Source organism: Coleofasciculus sp. E2-BRE-01 (assembly GCF_040221695.1).
GTDB lineage: Bacteria > Cyanobacteriota > Cyanobacteriia > Cyanobacteriales > Coleofasciculaceae > Coleofasciculus.
In genome coordinates this window covers 20,489-39,283 of record NZ_JAVKEA010000143.1, presented here as the reverse complement: position 1 = coordinate 39,283, position 18,795 = coordinate 20,489, and the positions used below count along the sequence as shown (strand labels likewise).

General features: G+C 46.5%; 7 protein-coding genes and 2 pseudogenes. 3 read left to right on the top strand and 6 right to left on the bottom strand.

The features are described 5' to 3' along the window. The first annotated feature begins 280 nt into the window (after window positions 1-280). The 3 genes and pseudogenes from RIG66_RS17490 (at window position 281) to RIG66_RS17480 (ending at window position 3,218) form a co-directional block, all read left to right on the top strand. Window positions 281-1,333 (top strand): protein-glutamate methylesterase/protein-glutamine glutaminase, encoded by a 1,053-nt coding sequence (locus RIG66_RS17490; RefSeq protein WP_446380044.1) that lies wholly within the window; start codon window positions 281-283, stop codon window positions 1,331-1,333. A gap of 206 nt (window positions 1,334-1,539) precedes the next feature. Beyond that, window positions 1,540-2,364, top strand: coding sequence for a CheR family methyltransferase (locus RIG66_RS17485; protein WP_446380043.1), 825 nt, complete (start codon window positions 1,540-1,542; stop codon window positions 2,362-2,364). Between the two features lie 84 nt (window positions 2,365-2,448). Beyond that, a pseudogene (locus RIG66_RS17480) lies at window positions 2,449-3,218 on the top strand (Uma2 family endonuclease). A 121-nt stretch (window positions 3,219-3,339) separates the two neighbouring features. Here the strand turns inward: RIG66_RS17480 and RIG66_RS17475 are convergent. The 6 genes and pseudogenes from RIG66_RS17475 to RIG66_RS17450 all read right to left on the bottom strand — a co-directional run. Beyond that, on the bottom strand, window positions 3,340-7,680 hold the full coding sequence (locus RIG66_RS17475; protein WP_446380042.1) for a DUF6923 family protein: 4,341 nt from the start codon (window positions 7,678-7,680) through the stop codon (window positions 3,340-3,342). A 152-nt stretch (window positions 7,681-7,832) separates the two neighbouring features. Beyond that, window positions 7,833-10,109 (bottom strand): OmpA family protein, encoded by a 2,277-nt coding sequence (locus RIG66_RS17470; protein ID WP_446380041.1) that lies wholly within the window; start codon window positions 10,107-10,109, stop codon window positions 7,833-7,835. 3 nt (window positions 10,110-10,112) lie between these two features. Next, the gene (locus RIG66_RS17465) at window positions 10,113-14,339 is read right to left on the bottom strand and encodes a hypothetical protein (RefSeq protein ID WP_446380040.1); all 4,227 of its coding nucleotides are present in this window, start codon (window positions 14,337-14,339) and stop codon (window positions 10,113-10,115) included. Next, window positions 14,339-15,256 (bottom strand): hypothetical protein, encoded by a 918-nt coding sequence (locus RIG66_RS17460; RefSeq protein ID WP_446380039.1) that lies wholly within the window; start codon window positions 15,254-15,256, stop codon window positions 14,339-14,341. The genes RIG66_RS17465 and RIG66_RS17460 overlap by 1 nt, the downstream gene beginning before the upstream one ends. Window positions 15,257-16,257: 1,001 nt before the next feature. Next, complete coding sequence (locus tag RIG66_RS17455) at window positions 16,258-17,274, bottom strand: 2-hydroxyacid dehydrogenase (protein WP_446380038.1); 1,017 nt, start codon at window positions 17,272-17,274, stop codon at window positions 16,258-16,260. Window positions 17,275-17,697: 423 nt separating this feature from the next. Then, window positions 17,698-18,690 (bottom strand): annotated as a pseudogene (locus RIG66_RS17450) (Rpn family recombination-promoting nuclease/putative transposase); the annotation flags it as partial. Window positions 18,691-18,795 lie beyond the last annotated feature (105 nt).

Here is an 18,795-nt window from a genome sequence, read left to right as displayed (position 1 = left end):
TGTGTAGGGGCGGGTTTTACGACTATTGGTGACACGGATGGTTTTACGACTATCGTTTCTTACCTCACCTAAATGTGACTAAACCCGCCCCGCACCTCTTTTAGCCCATTTCTTCTCGTCACAGATAGGGTCAAAGATAGGGGTTTTTATCTGTCCATAAGGATATTAATCAGGCTTCATCTTTGGAGATACTAATGTCGATATCTCACTGCTCCCCCTGCTCCCCCTGCTCCCCCTGCTTCCCCTGCTTCCCCTGCTTCCCCATCTCCCCTGCACCATAATGCGTAAAATTCGCCTGCTTATCGTTGACGACTCGGTAATTGTGCGTCAAAAACTCAGTGAAATCCTCTCTCAAGACCCTTTTTTAGATGTAGTTGGAATTGCCGCCAATGGTCAAATTGCCCTCTCCAAAATTCCTCACCTGCACCCTGACTTAATCATCCTAGATTTAGAGATGCCAGAAATGGATGGCTTGCAAACATTAACGGCTATTCGTCAGAGTTATCCAAATTTACCCGTGATTATGTTTAGTGCCTTCACCGAACGCGGCGCATCAGCCACGTTAGAAGCCCTTTCTCTCGGCGCTCAGGATTATGTCACTAAACCAACAAAATTGGGAACAGGTGAGGCAGTTTCCGATTATTTAAAACGCGAATTAATTCCTAAAATTAAAGTCTTTTGTGCCGATAGTTTAGGCGTATCTGACAATACACCGATCGCGCGATCGCGCCTCCCCAGCCCAACCCCTACCCTGAAACTCGCCAAAGCCCAAGTTGTGGCGATCGGTGTGTCTACGGGGGGACCCAATGCACTAGCCACGCTTTTATCCCGATTTCCCGCCGATTTTCCCCTACCCATTGTCATCGTGCAACATATCCCTCCCCTATTTAGCAAACGTTTAGCCGAACGCTTAACCCATCAATGTCACATCTCTGTCGCTGAGGGCTATGAGGGCGCTGAACTGCGTCCGGGTCATGCGTGGATTACGCCGGGAGATTTCCATGGAATTGTCGTGCGTCGGGGAAAAACGGTACACCTGAGTTTACACCAAGCCCCTCCCGAACATTCCTGTCGTCCGGCGGTAGATGTGTTATTTCGATCCGTTGCTAAGACATTTCCAGGGAGTGCGATCGCGGTGGTGTTGACGGGTATGGGACAAGATGGCTTGCAAGGATGTCACCATATCCGCGACGCCGGGGGACATATTCTGGTTCAGGATGAAGCCAGTAGTGTGGTGTGGGGAATGCCCAAATCTGTCGCCCAAGCAGGTTTAGCTAATAATATTTTACCCCTAGACCAAATCGCCGATGAAATTATCCAACTGGTTTGTTGAAATTCCTTAAGAGATTCACACAAATGAACATAGCATCACGAAACCTGTAGGGGCGACCCGCTTTTCACATTGAACAACACCAGTCCACTCAATTAACTCGGGTCGCCCTCTTCGCCTAAGTCAGGGCGGGTTTAGTCACATCTGTTGTGAGGTCAAAAACGTTAATCGTAAAACCCGCCCCTACCTAACAATAAAACCTTAAAACAATGCCAATACATCATCAAGATTTTAACTATTTACGCCAATTAGTACGCCATCATTCCGCCATGGTTCTGGATGCAGATAAAGCCTATTTAGCCGAGTTACGCTTAACCCCTCTGGCGACGCAAATGGGATTTAGTTCTCTAGGGGACATGATTGCCAATCTGCAAACGCAACCCTTTAATCAACGCCATGTCCAGGTGGTTGAGGGAATGCTGCTGACGGAGACCTCCTTTTTCCGCGATCGCTATCCCTTTGACGCCCTTGCCAACGTCATTCTGCCCGAACTCCTAGCCAAACGGCGAACGCAACGAACCTTAAATATTTGGTGTGCGGCTTGTTCGAGTGGTCAAGAACCCTATAGCATTGCCATGTTACTACACGAAGAGTTTCCCGAACTGGCGAACTGGAAACTCCAATTAATTGCCACCGATCTCTCCAATGAGATCCTCAACCGTGCCAAAGCCGGACTCTACAGTCAGCTTGAAGTGACACGGGGACTTCCCCTGTCCTTGTTAAATAAATACTTTCAAAATCTAGGTAACCAGTGGCAAATTTGTGATAAAATACGCCGCCGCATTGGATTTCAGCAACTTAATTTAGTAACCCATTCATTTACCCAATTCCATAAATTTGATATTATTTTTTTACGCAATGTTTTGATTTATTTTGATTTACCTGTCAAAAAAGCCGTATTAGAAAAAATCCGGTCAATTCTCGCACCGGACGGTTATTTATTTTTAGGGGGTGGGGAAACTACCTTAAATTTAGATGACTCCTTTGAACGGGTGCAAGTCGATAAAGCGGTGTGTTATCGTCAGCGTTTATAGGGATTTTCGTTAGCCTAGTAGGGACACGAAATGTCGCGTCTCTACAGATATCACCTGTACTAAACTCTAAACCCTAAAATAGCTATGGTTCGTCTTCCTGCTCAAACTGACCCACCCCTTTCCCCTCGGCACACCTTACCGACGATGTATGATTTACCGAGTGAACACTTGGAGGAACCCGGATTGCCTGACGAATTTCATAGCTTACAGCCGCACCTATTGCGACAAACGTTTCAGCCAGTTAACTGGAATCCAGAGGAGATTTTTGTGGGTGTTGACATTAATCTCTATTATGATTTACATCATCCCAACTGGTACAAACGCCCGGATTGGTTTGCGGTGGTTGGTGTGTCTCGACTCTATGAAGGTCATGACCTGCGTTTAAGTTATGTGTTGTGGCAAGAATTGGTTAGTCCGTTTGTGGTGGTGGAATTATTATCTCCAGGGACAGAAGATGATGATTTGGGTCGAACCATTCGTCAAGCGGGGAAACCTCAGACTAAGTGGCAGGTATACGAACAGATTCTGCGAGTTCCTTATTATTTTATTTTTAGTCGCTATACCAATGAACTGCAAGCATTTCGTTGGGTGGCTGGTGCTTATGAATCGGCAGAACTGACCAATGGATGTTTGCTGATTCCTCCGTTGGGATTAAGTTTAGGATTATGGCAGGGATGTTATCAAGGAATTGAGCGGTTGTGGTTGCGCTGGTTTACGAGTCAAGGAGACTTAATTCCCCTTCCTGAAGAAGACGCGATCGCGGCAAACCAACGGGCTCCCTCGCCGAAGAACGAGCCGAACGATTGGCGGCGCGGTTGCGGGAGTTAGGAGTTAATCCAGATGAACTCGATTGACACCAATTGAGCCAGTAGGGACACAACCTGTTCGTTCGTAGTAGGCGCTTTAGCTCCTTAGAAGCGCCGTTTCATGAGGATGTTAATCCAGATGAGATTAACATCCTCCCGCCGCCTTTATCTAATCAATGGTGACGCGGAAGCGGACAAACCCAACGTTATTCGGGGCTGTACTGGGTACATCTCCCACATTAACGAACACTGATCCATTGGGATTGTCGGGATTGGGACAAGCAGGATAATCATTGACAGGTCTTAACATTCTGAAGAAAGTTCCGTCATCCTCATCTTCATTATCACTCAGAGATTCTTCATTCAACTCAATACTATCTGGCACAAACGTTGTCTGTGCTGGAATCGCGTCACAAATTTGAACATCATTGACCACAGGTCCACCATCGGACAAGAAATAAATCGTGTACTCAACTTCATCGCCACTCTGGAGTGATACTTCTGTGCCTAAGTTGAACACTCCCAGCAGTCCATTGGGAAGTGCAGACCAGCCACCAACGTTATCATCGGGGTCATTTTGGTCATCGACCACGCGATCCAAATTTACATCATTGAGTGGAACGCCATTTCTGAACACCTCCGTTATCCGCTTGACTAAACGCAGGTTCGCTTGTCCAAAGGAAACTACTGTAGGTTGGTTATCATTTCCGGGATTACCATCACCATTCGGGTCAGGATTCGTACCTGGAATCGAACCATCTGACACAATCCGTCCATTACGATTTCCTATCGCTACAGCGCTGTTTTCAAAGGGACCAAAATTACGACCAGGAGTCACTGTCACATTTAACGTAATCGTTGCCGTTTGATCAGGAAGTAGACTTTCGGTACCAGAGAGCAGATTCTGGTCGTTGTTGCCATCAAAACTCGGATTCTCCTGACTCAGCGCTCCGGTGACACTAAGCTCCTCGATTTGAACATTCTGAGTTCCTGCAAAGGTACTCCGATTATTGCCAAATAGGTTCTCTGTCACCTGTACCTCGGTCAATTCGGTATTGCCGAGATTTTCGACAGTAATAGTGTAAGGAATCGTGAATGTGCCATCACCATTGTCTTGCACTGTATCCACGCTCTTCGCTACACCAATACCCGGATTTTCGGGAGTGTTGGTAAAGGTGACTGTAGTGGGATCATTCTCATCTTCAGGGTCATTGGCACTGCCATCACCATTGATATTATCTGGATCAGTGGGGATACCGTTATTGGTTGCATCATCTGAAAAATCATCCACTGACGTTCCACTGGGAGACAGACCAGTCGCTCGCACTTGATTTTCATAGTCACGGTTAAGATTGGGTGGGGTGACATCCACCACTAACTGCATCGTTTCCGTTTCTCCTACATCCAAATTGTTGCCCGTCCCTAACAGATTAATGTTAGAGCTACCGTCATAGTCTGGGTTGAGTGTCAAGTCGAGGCTAGTTGTATTGACAACGGTGAAATTCCCTGCACCAAATGTGTCATTGAGATTTTCTACCAGTTGTACCTCCCTCAGAGGAACATTGCCCACATTCTTGACCAACAACTCATAGGTAATGAGAAAGCGATCTGACGCCAGGGGTGTGTTGGAAATCGCATTTTTGGCAACACCAATCGCGGGGACTTCATTGAAATTGATGGGAGTCGGGTCATTTTCCTCTGGCTCATTGGCATTACCATCACCATCTGGGTCACTGGGAAAACCATTGTCTGACAAGTCATTCACGGAATTACCATCTGGTGATGTACCTGTCCCTTCCACTTGATTTTCGTAGTTACGGCTGAGATCTGGTTGGGAAACCCTGACGACTAACCGCACATCGTTGGTTTCACCCACATCTAACGTGTTGTCCCCTGTTAACAAATTGATGTCAGTATCACCGTTGTAGTTATTGTTGACTGTCAAGGTGGGACTGGTTAAAGAACTGACAGAGAAATTTAAATTTTCAAAGACCTCGTTAAGATTTTCCGTGAGTTGCACATTGCTCAAAGTGACATTTCCCAGATTCTCTACAGCGATGTCATAGGTAACGATGAACGTATCACCTTCACGGGAAATAGACGCGACGTTCTTAGCAACACCAATCGCCGGGTCTTCGGGAAGATCACTAAAGTTGAGGGGAGTCGGTTCATCTTCCCCAGGATCATCGGCACGATTATTTCCATTAGGGTCAGGCTGGAGAGTAGTGGGATCGTCGGTGGGTACATTATTATCTGACAAGTCGCTTACCGGAGTTCCGTCTGGTGGAGTGCCAATGGCTTCAACTTGGTTTTCGTAGTCCTGGTTCAGGTCAGGTGGCGTGACTTCAATAATTAACTGTACCGTTGCCCTTTCACTTACATCTAGAGTGTTGCCTGCCCCTAACAGATTGATATTGTTACTTCCATCATAGTTTGGGTCTGTTGTCAAGGTAGGACTGGTCACACGGCTGACAGTAAAATTGCCTCTGCCAAAGGTGTCGTTGAGATCTTCCACCAGTTCCACATTACTCAAACTGACATCCCCTAGGTTCTCGACCAGTAAGTTATATGTCACACGGAAGCGACCTCCCCCTAAGGGTGTAGTTGCACCAACACTCTTCGCCACACCAATCGCAGGATTATCGCCACCACCGAATGTAACTGGAGTAGGGTCATCTTCGTTTGGTCCACCACCAGGATTGCCATCATCAGGGTTGGGGTCAGTTTCTGTCCCATTGTCGGATTCGTCATCGACTGAAGTTCCGCTGGGACTGGTTGCTGTAGCTTCCACCGTATTTTCAAATGGACCGAGGTTATTACCAGGGGTAACCGTAACCACCAGTTGAATCGTGGCGGTGCCATCGATTTCTAAAGTTTGGGCTTGGCTGTTATTGAGTAAGGACGTGTCGCCCTCGCCGTTGAAATTTTGATTAACCGTTAAATTGCCATCCGTAACACTTTCCAAACTGATGTCATCAACGGTAAAATCTTCAGCCTGACTGAAGGTATCTGCTAAGTTTTCAGTCAGAGAGACATTGTTTAGGGGCGTATTGCCCAAGTTATCGACTTTAATGTTATACGTAACCGTGTGAGTACCATCCCCATTATCCACATTATTCGCCACCTCCTTAGCAACACCAATAGCAGGGCTTTCTACAATGTCCAATGGGGTTTCGTCAGGAAATCCTCCTGTAAAGGGAAAGTCAGATGGAAGATTAGGTCCACCAAAATCAACTGGAATTCCTTCGACTGTAGCTTGGTTTAAAACTTGACCTGCTGGGATATTTGCAGGTAACTGAACGTCAACTGTGATCTCGGCAATTGTTCCATTGGGAATACTTAATCCGGTAATGGTAAACGTTCGATTATCAGAACTAATGTTAACATCGTCTACGTCTACATTATTCGGACTAATGACTGGAGTACCGGGGATAAACGTTCGCCCATCATTCGGCATTATGTCTTCAAATGTTAAATTTGCTAAGGGATCTAGAGCCGTTCGGTTAGCGAGTCGATAGGTATAGGTTACTACGTCTCCAGCCATAGCTGGTGAGGGTTCAACAGTTTTCAACAGTTGTGGTGCAAAGGCGCATGCCGCACCATCATTTCTAGATACTCCTTGAGCATTGCCAAGTTCTTGGAAGTCGCCAGTATTAACATCAACGATATATAAAGTCCCTTCTTGTCCTGTGTTTGGGTTGCCATTTTCATAGGCAAATAAGTTACCAAATGCATCAAAGAAAACGGCTCCAAAAGGATTTTCATTTGCACCGGGTGTTGGTGCCGTACTGATAACCCTGACATTGCCATTCGTTGGATTAATTTCAGATAGCTCTCTATTATCAGTACGAATACCATAGAAAAGTTCATTCGTGGGGTTAAAGGCAATGTCCGCATAGTCAACACCTGGACCTGTGGATAGTGAGATAGCAGAACCCACGACAGTTGGAGGCGTTGTTGTCACATTCAACCTATAGAGTTCACCTCGACTAGCAGAATAAATAAAGTAAGTTCCATCTTCATTGAAATCACCGGCAAAGAATCGTCCACCATCAGCTGGAGTTGGTAAACCTACTGGTTGTCCTAAGTTTTCAGCTTCTCCAGTTTGACCAATTCGATAAACTGTTTGAGCCAATGCCTGGTCTGGATCAATGCCATAAATAAAGTTATCTTGTACGTTGAAACCCATTCCGTTGTATCTCACATTAGGGCGAGCCCCTTGTTCGACTAGCTGAAAGACACCAGGGCTTCTATCCAATATATTTAATATCGTATCATCTGGTGCTTGTCGGGCTTGACTAATATAAAGTGTGCCATCACAAATGAAACTCCCAGGCGTTTGGGCTACGACTGGACTAGGGTAACCTAAACTAGCTATCCAATAGGCTACCGTAATCGTTAAAATGATAAATCGGTTAACGCGATGCTTTAAAGAATTATATTTGCTTTTTTTTCGAGAAAAAGCACGTTTTTTTTTCGGTGCAAATAAATGAACCCAAAATTTATTCATGACCACTTTTTTTCAACAGTAGAATATAGGTAATGTAAATGACACAAAAATAGCCATAACGTACAAGACTCCTTAAGGCGTCAAACGATACGTCTTAGCATTTGTATCACTGGGTAGACAATTGACTCTCAAATGGCGTACTAAAATTATCATTACCTGTCACCTCTTTGAGATTCAATTTGTAAGTCGGTTTCTTGGTCTTCAAAAATAATCTCCAAGCCTCTGAGATCCTGGAAAATAATTTCCACCCGGCGATCGCGTGCGTAATCCACCACCCCGCTACCCGTTGTCCGGCGCTGGCTTTCGCCGAAGGATCGAATCGTCATTCGTCCCGGATCGATTCCTTGACGCAATAGATAATTCCGCACCGATAACGCCCGCCGTCTGGCTAAGGCTTGGTTGTAGGCGACACTGGCGCGAGGGTCAGTGTGTCCTTGTAGTTCAATGGTGAGGAAGGGATACTCTTGGAGAACCGCCGCCACTTGATCCAATACCGCCGCACTCTCTGGCGAGATATCCGAACGATCTAGGGCAAAATGCACATTCCGAGGCACCCGCAGCGTCAAGGGTTGTTGAACGGGTGGCGTGAATTCTGCGGGAGGTGGAGGAGGCGTTTGGGTGAGACATCGGGGAATCACAGGGGGTAAGGGTTCTGGGTTCGGCGGAATTGTACCATCTGAAGACTTAACTACCGCATTCAGGGCGGGTTCTGATGTCCCGTCTTGGGGGTGAGTCGCGATCGCACTAATCGTCTCTCCAGGCTGTAACCCCGTCAGCGTAACGCTAAATTGACCCTCCCCATCGGTTATCGCACTACCAATCGGTTCACTCAACGGACCATAGACACTCTCGGCGGCTTCCCGCACCCGATAGAGTTCCACCGTGGAACCGGGTTCCGCTTGACCCAATACTTCTAGCTGATCCCCCAACTGAACCAACTCTTCGGAGGCAAATTGAGGGGCATTTATCCCATTGTTCCCTGTAGTCTGACGTTGGTACTTGGTCGTCCGGGGGGGATTATGACCATCCCCGACTTGGAAATGAATCGGTTCCACATGCTGCTGGGCGTTCAGGTCAATACTTAACCCTTCCAACCCCGCAAATCGATTGGTTTCAATCACATTGCGATCGCTATCTGGATACGCCGTCACCACCACACCGGGTCCCGGTTGATAAGCGATTTGATTCTCCCTAACTTGGTGATTATTTCCCATCAAATACACCGCCGCCCGTCGCAGGCGTCTGCCATTAAAAATAATCTGGTTTTCGCGAATTTGTACCGCCCCTTCCGGTTTAAATAAATACACGCCACTGCCATCATTGCCACAAATTAAATTTCCGGTAATTTCCGAGTCATTAATTATCCCTTCCAAGCGAATCGCATCCGGCATTCCATCTATGCCATTCCCGACAATAATATTTTCGCTCACCTGTAAATTATTCGCTTGAACCGATGTAATAATCGCACTGCCATCATGGTCAGTAATCCGATTTCGGTAAACCCTTGTGCCTAAACTATTAAACACATACACCCCAAATGCTGACCGGGTTTCTGGCATTTCCCCATCCGGAGGAATTCCCAACCAATTAAACTCAAGGGTCACATCTTTTGGCGGAACATTCTCAGGATAAAAAGGAAACCGATAATTGGGGGTTTCTTGCTGACTAATATCCGGCGGCGGTGAGGCATGGGAAATAAAAATATCCGCCGGAGGAGTGGCTAAAGTTGTCTCGTCTACGGCTTTAAACCCATAAATACTTAAGCCTCGCACCGTGACCCCATCTGCCACAATGGTTAATCCCCGCAAAATTGACTGACCGGGTGTCGGAGTAATGGTGACAATGGGTTGAGGAATCGCAATTTCCGCCGTGGGTGAGATTGTCGGATCATACCCCGGTTGAGTTGTCCCATCCACCACGAGTCCTGGACTTGCCAAGGGGGGCAATAATTCAGTCAGATAAATTGTAGTGTCTTGCGGGGGTAAATTAAACTCAATTTGGGAGACTTGTTCAGCACTGGAACTAACCAACGTTCTTTCGGTATCACTTAATTGATTAACTGTCAATTGACCATTTGTTAGTTCAATCGCTTCCCGTAAGGTGAGAAACTCATCGGGCGCAATACTATCCTGAGTGCTATTAACAATCACTCGTAAATTCGGGGATTGGGCTGTGGCTAACGTTGGCAATGTTAAGACAGTTGCTAACGCTAAGGTCAAGGAAAATTGAAGTTTTTTCCTCCGTCTTTTGTCCGTTGTCCGTTGTCCTTGGTTCGTTGTCTGGGTGATAGTATGTCCGTCTAATACGACATCCGAGTTGATTATCTCCTTTATCGTCCAGTCCGCGAAGGCGGACTTTGTTTGTGTAGCCGCGACTTCTAGTCGCCGGGGCAAAAATGACTCTGAACTATCTTTTTGATTTAACACCATTTCTCACTCCTCACTCGTGGGATTTGCCGTTGGTTCATTATTCGCCACGGGCTGTACTTGAGATTCCTCTTGCTGGGGTGGTGGGGCGACTTTTTGCCGTCCAAATCCACCAAAGAGTTCATTCACTTTAAAGGTGACATTCAGATAAGGACCCCCTTCGGAACGATACCCCGTAAAATCTCGGTCATCGACGCTACCGAAGCTATAGCCAACCCCAACTCGTAAATCGGGAGTGATATAGTACCCCGTTTCTAGCGCCCAACCCCATTCATCAAAATCGACGGAGGGTTGACCAATCCAGCGCCCTTCTACCGCTAAATCCATCCGGTATCCCAATCGATACGTGATGCGTGACTGTCCCAAATAAATGGTGCTACTATTGCTGAAATTGTCAGCTAAATCGGTGGTACTGCGACGCAGGGCAAATTTCCCATAAAATTCCCAGCGCCAATTGGGTGCATAAATCCCTTCACCGGAGAAGACGTGATCATTGGAACCTGTGCCACTGCCAAAGAGTAATGTATCCGGAATTGTAGACGGATTTTTGCGATATTCGTATCGCATTAAGGCATTAAAACGGTCATCAAACGGATTGCGGTAGGCTAATCCCAACTTGACCGACAATGTATCATCTAAGTCTTCTAAAAGTTGACTGGCTGCACTCGCTTGTTGGTAACGGAACAAAGCGGTTAACGAGGGGGAAACTTTACCCAGCGCCGCCGCCGAAATTACCGTGTTATCGCCAGCCGAACTATCCCGATGTTCCAACCGCGCCGAGGCTTTAAAGTCAGGATTGGCGGTGTACTCCACACCAACGCTAAAGGAATCACGTTCGGTGAGTCCCAACGACGCCGCACTTTGACCGACAGCATAGGGTTGAGAAAAGCGATCGCCTGCGGCGGTAGACTCAAAGATATCATCGGCAATGCGTTCATAGCCCAAGTTAACCCGCAATCCCGGCGCTAGCAGTATACCGTGTTTAAGTCCCAATGCCGCTTGTCCAGTCATGCCATTCATCCCACCAATAACCGAATATCGGGAGGAAATAGATGTATTTTCACCTAACTGATATTGGGTAATCGTTTCCAGACTGGTAATCGAATTATCGTCTAAGAGTCCGCCATCGAAAAACTGATGCGCCAGTCGCAGCGTTACTCCCGGTTCCACCGCCCAATCTAAACCCACGGTAGTCCGGGTGGGATAGAGGGGGTCACTATCATCCAGGTTCAATTCGTTTTGCGCCCGGAAGGTGAAAACCTCGTTCAGGGGAACATTCAGGCGAGACACCAATTGACTGGTATTCGTATCAAAGGTATCACCCAAATTGTCTTCCCGTGAACGGTTGACATATTCTAAACTCAGGTCAGATGTGCCAATTTGTTGTTGTACCCCCGCCCGGAATGTGGTCAAACTATTATCCACCCGACTACCGGGTAAAGCTTCACTGGCTCGATTAAAGATATTATCCTCATTAAAGGGGTCAAAAAACTCGACAACATCGCGGTCTCGCGCTGCGGTACCAAAGTTATCTTCGTGATCAAAACTCACTCGCACATTAGTATTTTCACTCAATTGTGCCGCTACGTTTGCGCCATAGCGAGTTTGACCGGGGGTAAAACTGGTGGTGGCGTTATTGGCAAACCCTTCTTCTACGGAACGGTAATATGCCCGCCCTTGAATCCTATCTGAAAAGGCACTGACGGCTTCCAACCGATAGGCATTTCCCGTCACCAATCCCCTGAAGGGAGACTCATTCGTGGAATGACCATATTCGCCAACAATCCGTCCTTGCGTCCCCAAGGAAACTAAGAAGTCCGCACCATAAAGTTCAAAGTTTTGTAACCCTTGGTTTTCCCGCAGATAGGTGGTTCCTACCCAACGTTCTTGTTGAAAATCTTGGGAGAAGTTATATTGCAACCGTCCCCCATAGATATTAGTGTCGTCATCCGCTTCAAACTGATAAGTCACCACAATTCGCCGCACTAAGGTATTACCAAAAGGGTCAAATTCTGTGGCTCGCATCGGACGCCGAAACAGGAGTGAGCCTCGGTCATAATCAATTTCGTAATCGGGACCGCGATAGAGGGCTTTGCGTTCGATCACGGTCCCGGGGCGATTCAGTTCTTCGGTTTCTATATAAACATTTTCACTTCCCGGAATCAGCAAGCGACGAGAAAGGAAGTAATAACCACTGGTGCCATCAGGAAGAATGGTATCCCGTTGAAATCCTTCCACATCGGGGCTAAATAGGGCAGTAACTTGCAGATTCCCCAGGTTATAATTCCCTTTAAATCCGTGTAATGCCCTGGCTGTAGCCGTAAATTCCTGGGATGCACGGGTAAATTCGGTGGTATTATAATCCCCCCACATCGCATAGTCGGGTTCTGCACCAGGAACCAGAGAGGAACGCTCGAAGCGTAGATATACGCTGTCTTTGGAGGGGGTGAGATAGTCTACTGTGGAACTATCCCCATACACAGGGTATTGGTTCTCACAGAACTGGGGTCCCCGAAATAGGCGGGTAATCCCATCACAGGTTTCATTCAACGGGCGATCGCTATTATATGCCCCCGTGAATAACCATTCCCCAATTCGACCTGTGGCAAAAATAGCACTGTCTAGGTCAGCTTCTAGACCATCATCAATCAAATCCGGATTGAGAAACTCGCGGCGACTTTCCCAAAAGTTGGTTCCCGCTTCCCCAATCCGCAAATTAATCACCCCAGAGACTAAGGAAGGGCGCAGGTGGGTGACGAATTCGATTTGGGTATAGGCTTGGATGGGTTCGGAAAAGGTGGGAATCGCAGCACTCAGCGTACTCTCTTCTAGGGTAATTTGTTCGATGTCGGGGACACCGAGTCGTTCAATCGCCGCCCGAATCCGCACTTTTTGAGCGTCTAACCCGGATTGCAGTCGGGCGCTAAATTGCCCTTTTTTCGCCAACACTTGAAAACCGAGTTGATCATCATCGTAGTCAGCGCCGACAAACTTCCCGGCTTCTGCGGTGAGGGTGACAACTGCATCTTCTTCAATCAGTTCCCCGGTTTCTCTGGTGATACTCCCTTCAATCGTAATCGTTGAGCGAGCATCAGCGGGAACACGCGGATCACCGACGGGGGTGAGGCTAATTTGAACGTCGGTTTGGTCGGCTATAGGGTCAACGGTAAGCTCTAGACTAACGGGTGTGCCGTTATCTGGGGCAACAGTAATGGTATTGTCACCTTTTTTGAGGGGGACGCCATACCAGATTTGGGTAACAATGGCTTGCGTCTCATCCCGTTCTATTGTCGTCCGGGTTTGAGCAGAAAGAGGTTGTTGATTAATCGTCACCTGAACCTGACTATCGCTGTGATACTGAATCATCAAGTCCGTTGTGCGATCGCCAATTGTACCGGGTTCCGGACTGAGAATGCGAATCTCACCGGGAGCCAATTGCAACCCATTATTAATGGTTTGTTGCGCCGTGCGGCTGAATTCATCTTGGAAGGCTTCAAGTTCCGACTCGGCGGTTTCTGCTTCCCCAGTTTCCTGGGATAGGTTATCCGTTAAATCCGCCCCGACAGATTGATCAAACTGGGCGGGTTGAGTCAAGTTATCGGTTTCCTGAGACAGGTTATCCGTCAAATCCGCCCCGACAGATTGGTTCTGCTGTGCCTCATTTCCCTCATCCCGAATCACCTTGGGTAAAGGCGCTAAAGGCGACTCCATCCGGGCAGGTTCAATATTGCCAAAGTCTTCACTACTCTGGGATTGGGCAATACTTTCGGACAGGGTATTGGCGAAATTGTCCGATTCAGACGGTACAAGATTAGAGGGAGAAGGCTCTATCGTTTGTGTTTCACTCAACTGGGATTCTTCCTGAACCCCATCACTGGGAATGGCTAACTCGTGCTGCGGATCAGGTAAGTTCGAGGTGCTTAAAACATTGGTATCAATCCCTTCTGCCTTCTGCCCAATTGGTGAGCCTGTCGAACCACTGCCCTCTGCCTTCCCCAGTTGCCAGCCCTCGGTTTCTGCTTCTAGCGACACCTCATCGGCTTTCGCCACCGGAATGATGCCAATAATCCCCACCAAAATCACCAGCAACCCTAAAGATATCGAAGACAACCATCTTTTACCGGGAACACCGTAATCATCGATACCTTTGAGTAACGAAAAATAAAGCGTGAATCTCAGTAGTTTGGCTTGACTCGAGTCGTCCCAACGGTTCTGATCCTGAGTATTATTCATCACTGCTCCTCCCCATAAGCCGGTGTCACCGCAAAGTTCATCCGCGCCATCCCTCCAGGTGAAAGTCGCACCAAGCGAGACTGACTATTCCCTTCGATGAAATAGAGATTGGGAGCGAGGCTGTATCCGGGCAAACTGCTCAAATCCAGAGTCCCACTGCGATTTCCGGCGATAACGTTGGCTAATGAAAACAAACCATCGGTATCCGTGGTAATCCGATTACCATCATCCATGTAAATCACCGCATTCGGGACTCCCGGTTCTCCCGGTTGCTGTTCGCCATCAAAGTTCTTATCCACGAACACTCGCCCCACGATGGTGCCGCAATCGGATAAAATTCCCGGTCGAATCCGCATCAAAAAGCTGGCGATATTACTGCGTCGTTCTTGGGCAACATTTCGACCATCGCCCCGAACCGCATCGGGTGTGATCACCGCCGCATAGATAATATTGAGGGTTTGATTGGGTTCTAAGCGGGGAAACGTAAACGCGACATTGCGCCCATCCCGCTCTGCTGAGGGTAATGTTACGGGTTCTGTATTAGTGCCTGTGGTAATCGAACCTTGCAGTGACTCCGGCAAAAATCGCACACCCAAGGGCGATCGATCCGTCACCACAATATCACTTGCAGGGGCTTCACCGCTGTTTCTCAGGGCGAGGCGGTACACCACCGTATCTCCCGGTTCTGCGGCAGCGCGATCGGCTGTTTTAATCAGCTCTAGAGCCGCCTGACCTGCCACTAGAGAGGTTTCGTTAGAGTTAACAACACCTGAACCTGGCAAATTATCACCGGACGCTGAAGCTTGATTTTTAATTTCTTGGGCAGTAGCCGATGAAGTCCCAGTGAAGAATAATGCAGCAATAAGCGTAGTTAGGAACCGATCATAGACCCCTAACGTTGCCGTTAAAGATTTCATCAGAAGGTAGCACCCCAAAATGGAATTGAATTGTTCAACAGAAAGGAAACCTGTTTGTCCATCAATTGACTGACAAACGTTGCTATTGACCGTGAGTTGGATTGACTGTTTTTGGGATTTTTACAAGAAACTAAGAGCTTAAGACACTGTATATTAGCGTAAAATATGTTTATCCCTTTTTATGTCGCTCCCCTTTAATTGGTTGAATTTGTGAGTTTCAGTATATTCACTGATGTGAATGAATGAACTCTAGCGTTAATATCAATAGTCAGTTGGAGCAATTAAGTTATCGATTTTGACTCAACCTCTAAACGCTAAAAAGCATCTAGCATGTTAACCCTGCTCCAATGGATTGATAGCTAAGACCCGTTAATTTAGGCTCTCGCAGTTCATTATAGTAGCCTATGACCAATGACCTGACAAGAGGTCGTGTAGATGCCCTGATAATCACGATTATAAACCATTACTTTACTGATAGAGTAAAGCCATGAATGAGTTATAACCCATATCGCAACCCTGCCAGAGCTTGAAGTCTGGCAATTTTTTGTGGTCGGGGTAAACTGCCCGAATAAGCTATCCTAACCTATGACATCTGACCTGACAAGTCATTTTGTTGAAAAATTTACTTCATAAAGTTTTGATAGACTTTTGAGCGGTCACTGAATAAGGAACAAGGAACAGGGTCAAGTCAAGTTGTGAGCGCATATAGCACTTTCTAATCCTGTGTAATAACAGTAGCCATGAGAAATTGCTGTCATTCTCTATCTTTGGGTCTATAGCCGTAAAATCGAAATATGTTAAATTTTGTGAATGTTCCTCAAACCCTTACAAATGACGTAGCTCGCTTCTCAAGGGAGTGAGTTCTCCGCCGTTAACTTTAATTGTCCCCACCTACTTACCATAAAACGTTTAATTTTCGTCGTTTAATTTTTGTAGGGACGTACTATAACACGTCTGGGTTGACCATTAACGGTGATTCCTGGTTCAACGCTTTCGGTTTATCAAGACTTAGTTGCAACAACACGCTGGGCGCTCACCTCATTAGGACAAGGGCGACCCGACTCGACATCGCTAATGTTAGATAAGGTTGTCTGAGCAATATTTTGCAAAGCATCTTCAGTAAAAAAGGCTTGATGACCTGTAATCAAAACGTTAGGAAAGGTTAGTAGTCGTTGAAAAACATCATCTTCTATCACTTCCGTAGACAAATCTTCAAAGAACAAGTTAGATTCTTGTTCGTAAACATCTAAACCTAGATAGCCAATTTTTCGAGACTTGAGCGCATCAATAACGGCTTGCGTATCAATAAGTGCGCCGCGACTGGTGTTAATCAGCATTACGCCTGATTTCATTTGCACCAATGATTGGGCATTGATCAGATGACGGGTTTGGGGCGTTAACGGACAATGAAGAGAGATAATATCGGAAGTCGCGAAGAGTTCTTGGAGATCAACATACTTGACCCCCAAGGCTTCACAATCAGGATTCGGATACAAATCATACGCCAGTAATTGACAACCAAATCCATGCAGAATCTGGGCAACCAGGAAACCAATTTTACCCGTACCGACAATCCCTACCGTTCGCCCATGTAAATCAAATCCCATGAATCCATCCAGGGAAAAATTTCCTTCTCTCACCCGGTTATAAGCGCGATGAATTTTACGGTTAAGGGTTAAAATGAGTCCGACGGTATGTTCAGCGACAGCATAAGGTGAATAGGCGGGAACTCTCACCACAGTTATGCCAAACTCAGCCGCCGCATTTAAATCAATATGGTTGAACCCCGCAGAACGTGTAGCAATCAGCTTCGTCCCCTGTGCAGCCAGCACCCGCAAGGTTGTTTTATCAAGCTGATCGTTGATAAACACGCACACCGCCGGAAACCCGACGGCTAAGGCGGTGGTTTCCTGAGTCAGGCGGGGTTCCAAAAAAACGAGGTCATGATTATAATTCGCGTTGGCAGTTTCTAGAAAATTTCGGTCATAGGATTTGGCATTGAAAACAGCGACTTTCATGGGTGTTTATTGTTTGATATAAAGTAAAAACAAACAGCCAATAACTGACTGCAAGTCTATATTGTATTATATGATATCTATATTATGATTAAAAAATATTACACAGACAGATCCCGGACTTCTCCAAGAATTCTGGGATCTTGCTTAGAGTAAATTATTGGTGACAGGGGGGTGGGAAAAGCTTACAGGTGTAGCTTATTTTATTACCGTTGTGAGCTACTTAGGTTGATAAACTTGACGCAGTTCCTCAATTGTGTTTACGGCTGGTAGCGCTGCTAGGATTGCTCGTAACTGTTCCACATCCTGAATTTCCGAGATTTCGGCTAAGATGTCTAACGGTTCGCTGCCAAACTTCAATCTTAAACATATTTCTATACCTTCTAATAGTCCTTGCCGTATTCCCTCCGTCTTATGCCACAACGGACGCAGTTCCTCTAGAGTATTTATGGTTTTTAGTCCTGTAAGAATTGCCCTTAAGTTTTCCACATTCTGAATTAGCAAAATTTCCGGGAATAGGTTTAACCCTTCCCTACCAAATTTCAAGCCTAAGCCCAATTCAATTCCTGCCAACAGCCCTTCTCTGATTCCCTCTTGACGACCTTCTTGACGACCTTCTTGACGACCTTCTTGACGACCCTCTTGACGACCCTCTTGACGACCTTTTTGAATTCCAATCCTTTCAACACTGGTAATATAAGGCATTCTCCTTTCCTCCTCGTACTGACCTAATTCCGTCCAAAATTCATTTTCCAACTCTTGAGGTAAGCTCATTACCCAGTCTATAAAATGGAATAAGTTGATTATATCTTCTCGCTCATAGCCCCGTTCGTACAATCCCCGAATTAGAGCCAGTTTTAATGATTTCCGCCTAATTCTATTATTCCTGGTTTCTTGGGCTTGTAAATGCGCCATGACGACGGTAGCAAAGGGATTGCGGGAAGTCTCAAGGATTGACCACCTCTGGGAATAGTCTAGCAACTTCACCACGGGAAAGTTAAACTGAATCTCACTTGCCCATAGCTGATAACCATACTGATTAGGTCTCCAGGTAGATCGTTAATCTCCCAAAATCGCTAAACTGGCAACATTGCGCTTATAACGGTCAAAAATTCGGTAATGGTAAACGAACATCCGTTCCGCAAAGTTAGTTTCTTCCTGACTTTGAACTTCAATGTGGATTAAAACCCAAGCTTCTTCACCCGTGAGTAAGTAAACTTTGGCTAGCTTATCAGCTAAACGCCGCCCTACTTCAGCATCGCGCACCACTTGTCGAAGTTCTTTATCTAAAAATTCGTAACCTCGACTCCAATCAATTTCTGGCTGCGCTTCAGGTAAAAAGAAGGCGATGAAGTCTTCAAAGTAGTTTTCTATGGCATCTTTCCAGGGGCTATCGTAATCGGTTGGAGTTGGCGTCATAAGTGAGTTAATGGTGGGGTTAGGGCGGGTTTTGTTGTTCAGTTAATGGGAACAAAGTGAATGAAGTCCCTAAACCCGCCCCTACAAATGACAAATGACGAATGA

Coding starts and splice junctions, on each gene's coding strand:
- RIG66_RS17490 (WP_446380044.1), top strand. CDS start 281: ATGCGTAAAATTCGCCTGCTTATCGTTGACGACTCGGTAATTGTGCGT.
- RIG66_RS17485 (WP_446380043.1), top strand. CDS start 1,540: ATGCCAATACATCATCAAGATTTTAACTATTTACGCCAATTAGTACGC.
- RIG66_RS17475 (WP_446380042.1), bottom strand. CDS start 7,680: ATGAATAAATTTTGGGTTCATTTATTTGCACCGAAAAAAAAACGTGCT.
- RIG66_RS17470 (WP_446380041.1), bottom strand. CDS start 10,109: ATGGTGTTAAATCAAAAAGATAGTTCAGAGTCATTTTTGCCCCGGCGA.
- RIG66_RS17465 (WP_446380040.1), bottom strand. CDS start 14,339: ATGAATAATACTCAGGATCAGAACCGTTGGGACGACTCGAGTCAAGCC.
- RIG66_RS17460 (WP_446380039.1), bottom strand. CDS start 15,256: ATGAAATCTTTAACGGCAACGTTAGGGGTCTATGATCGGTTCCTAACT.
- RIG66_RS17455 (WP_446380038.1), bottom strand. CDS start 17,274: ATGAAAGTCGCTGTTTTCAATGCCAAATCCTATGACCGAAATTTTCTA.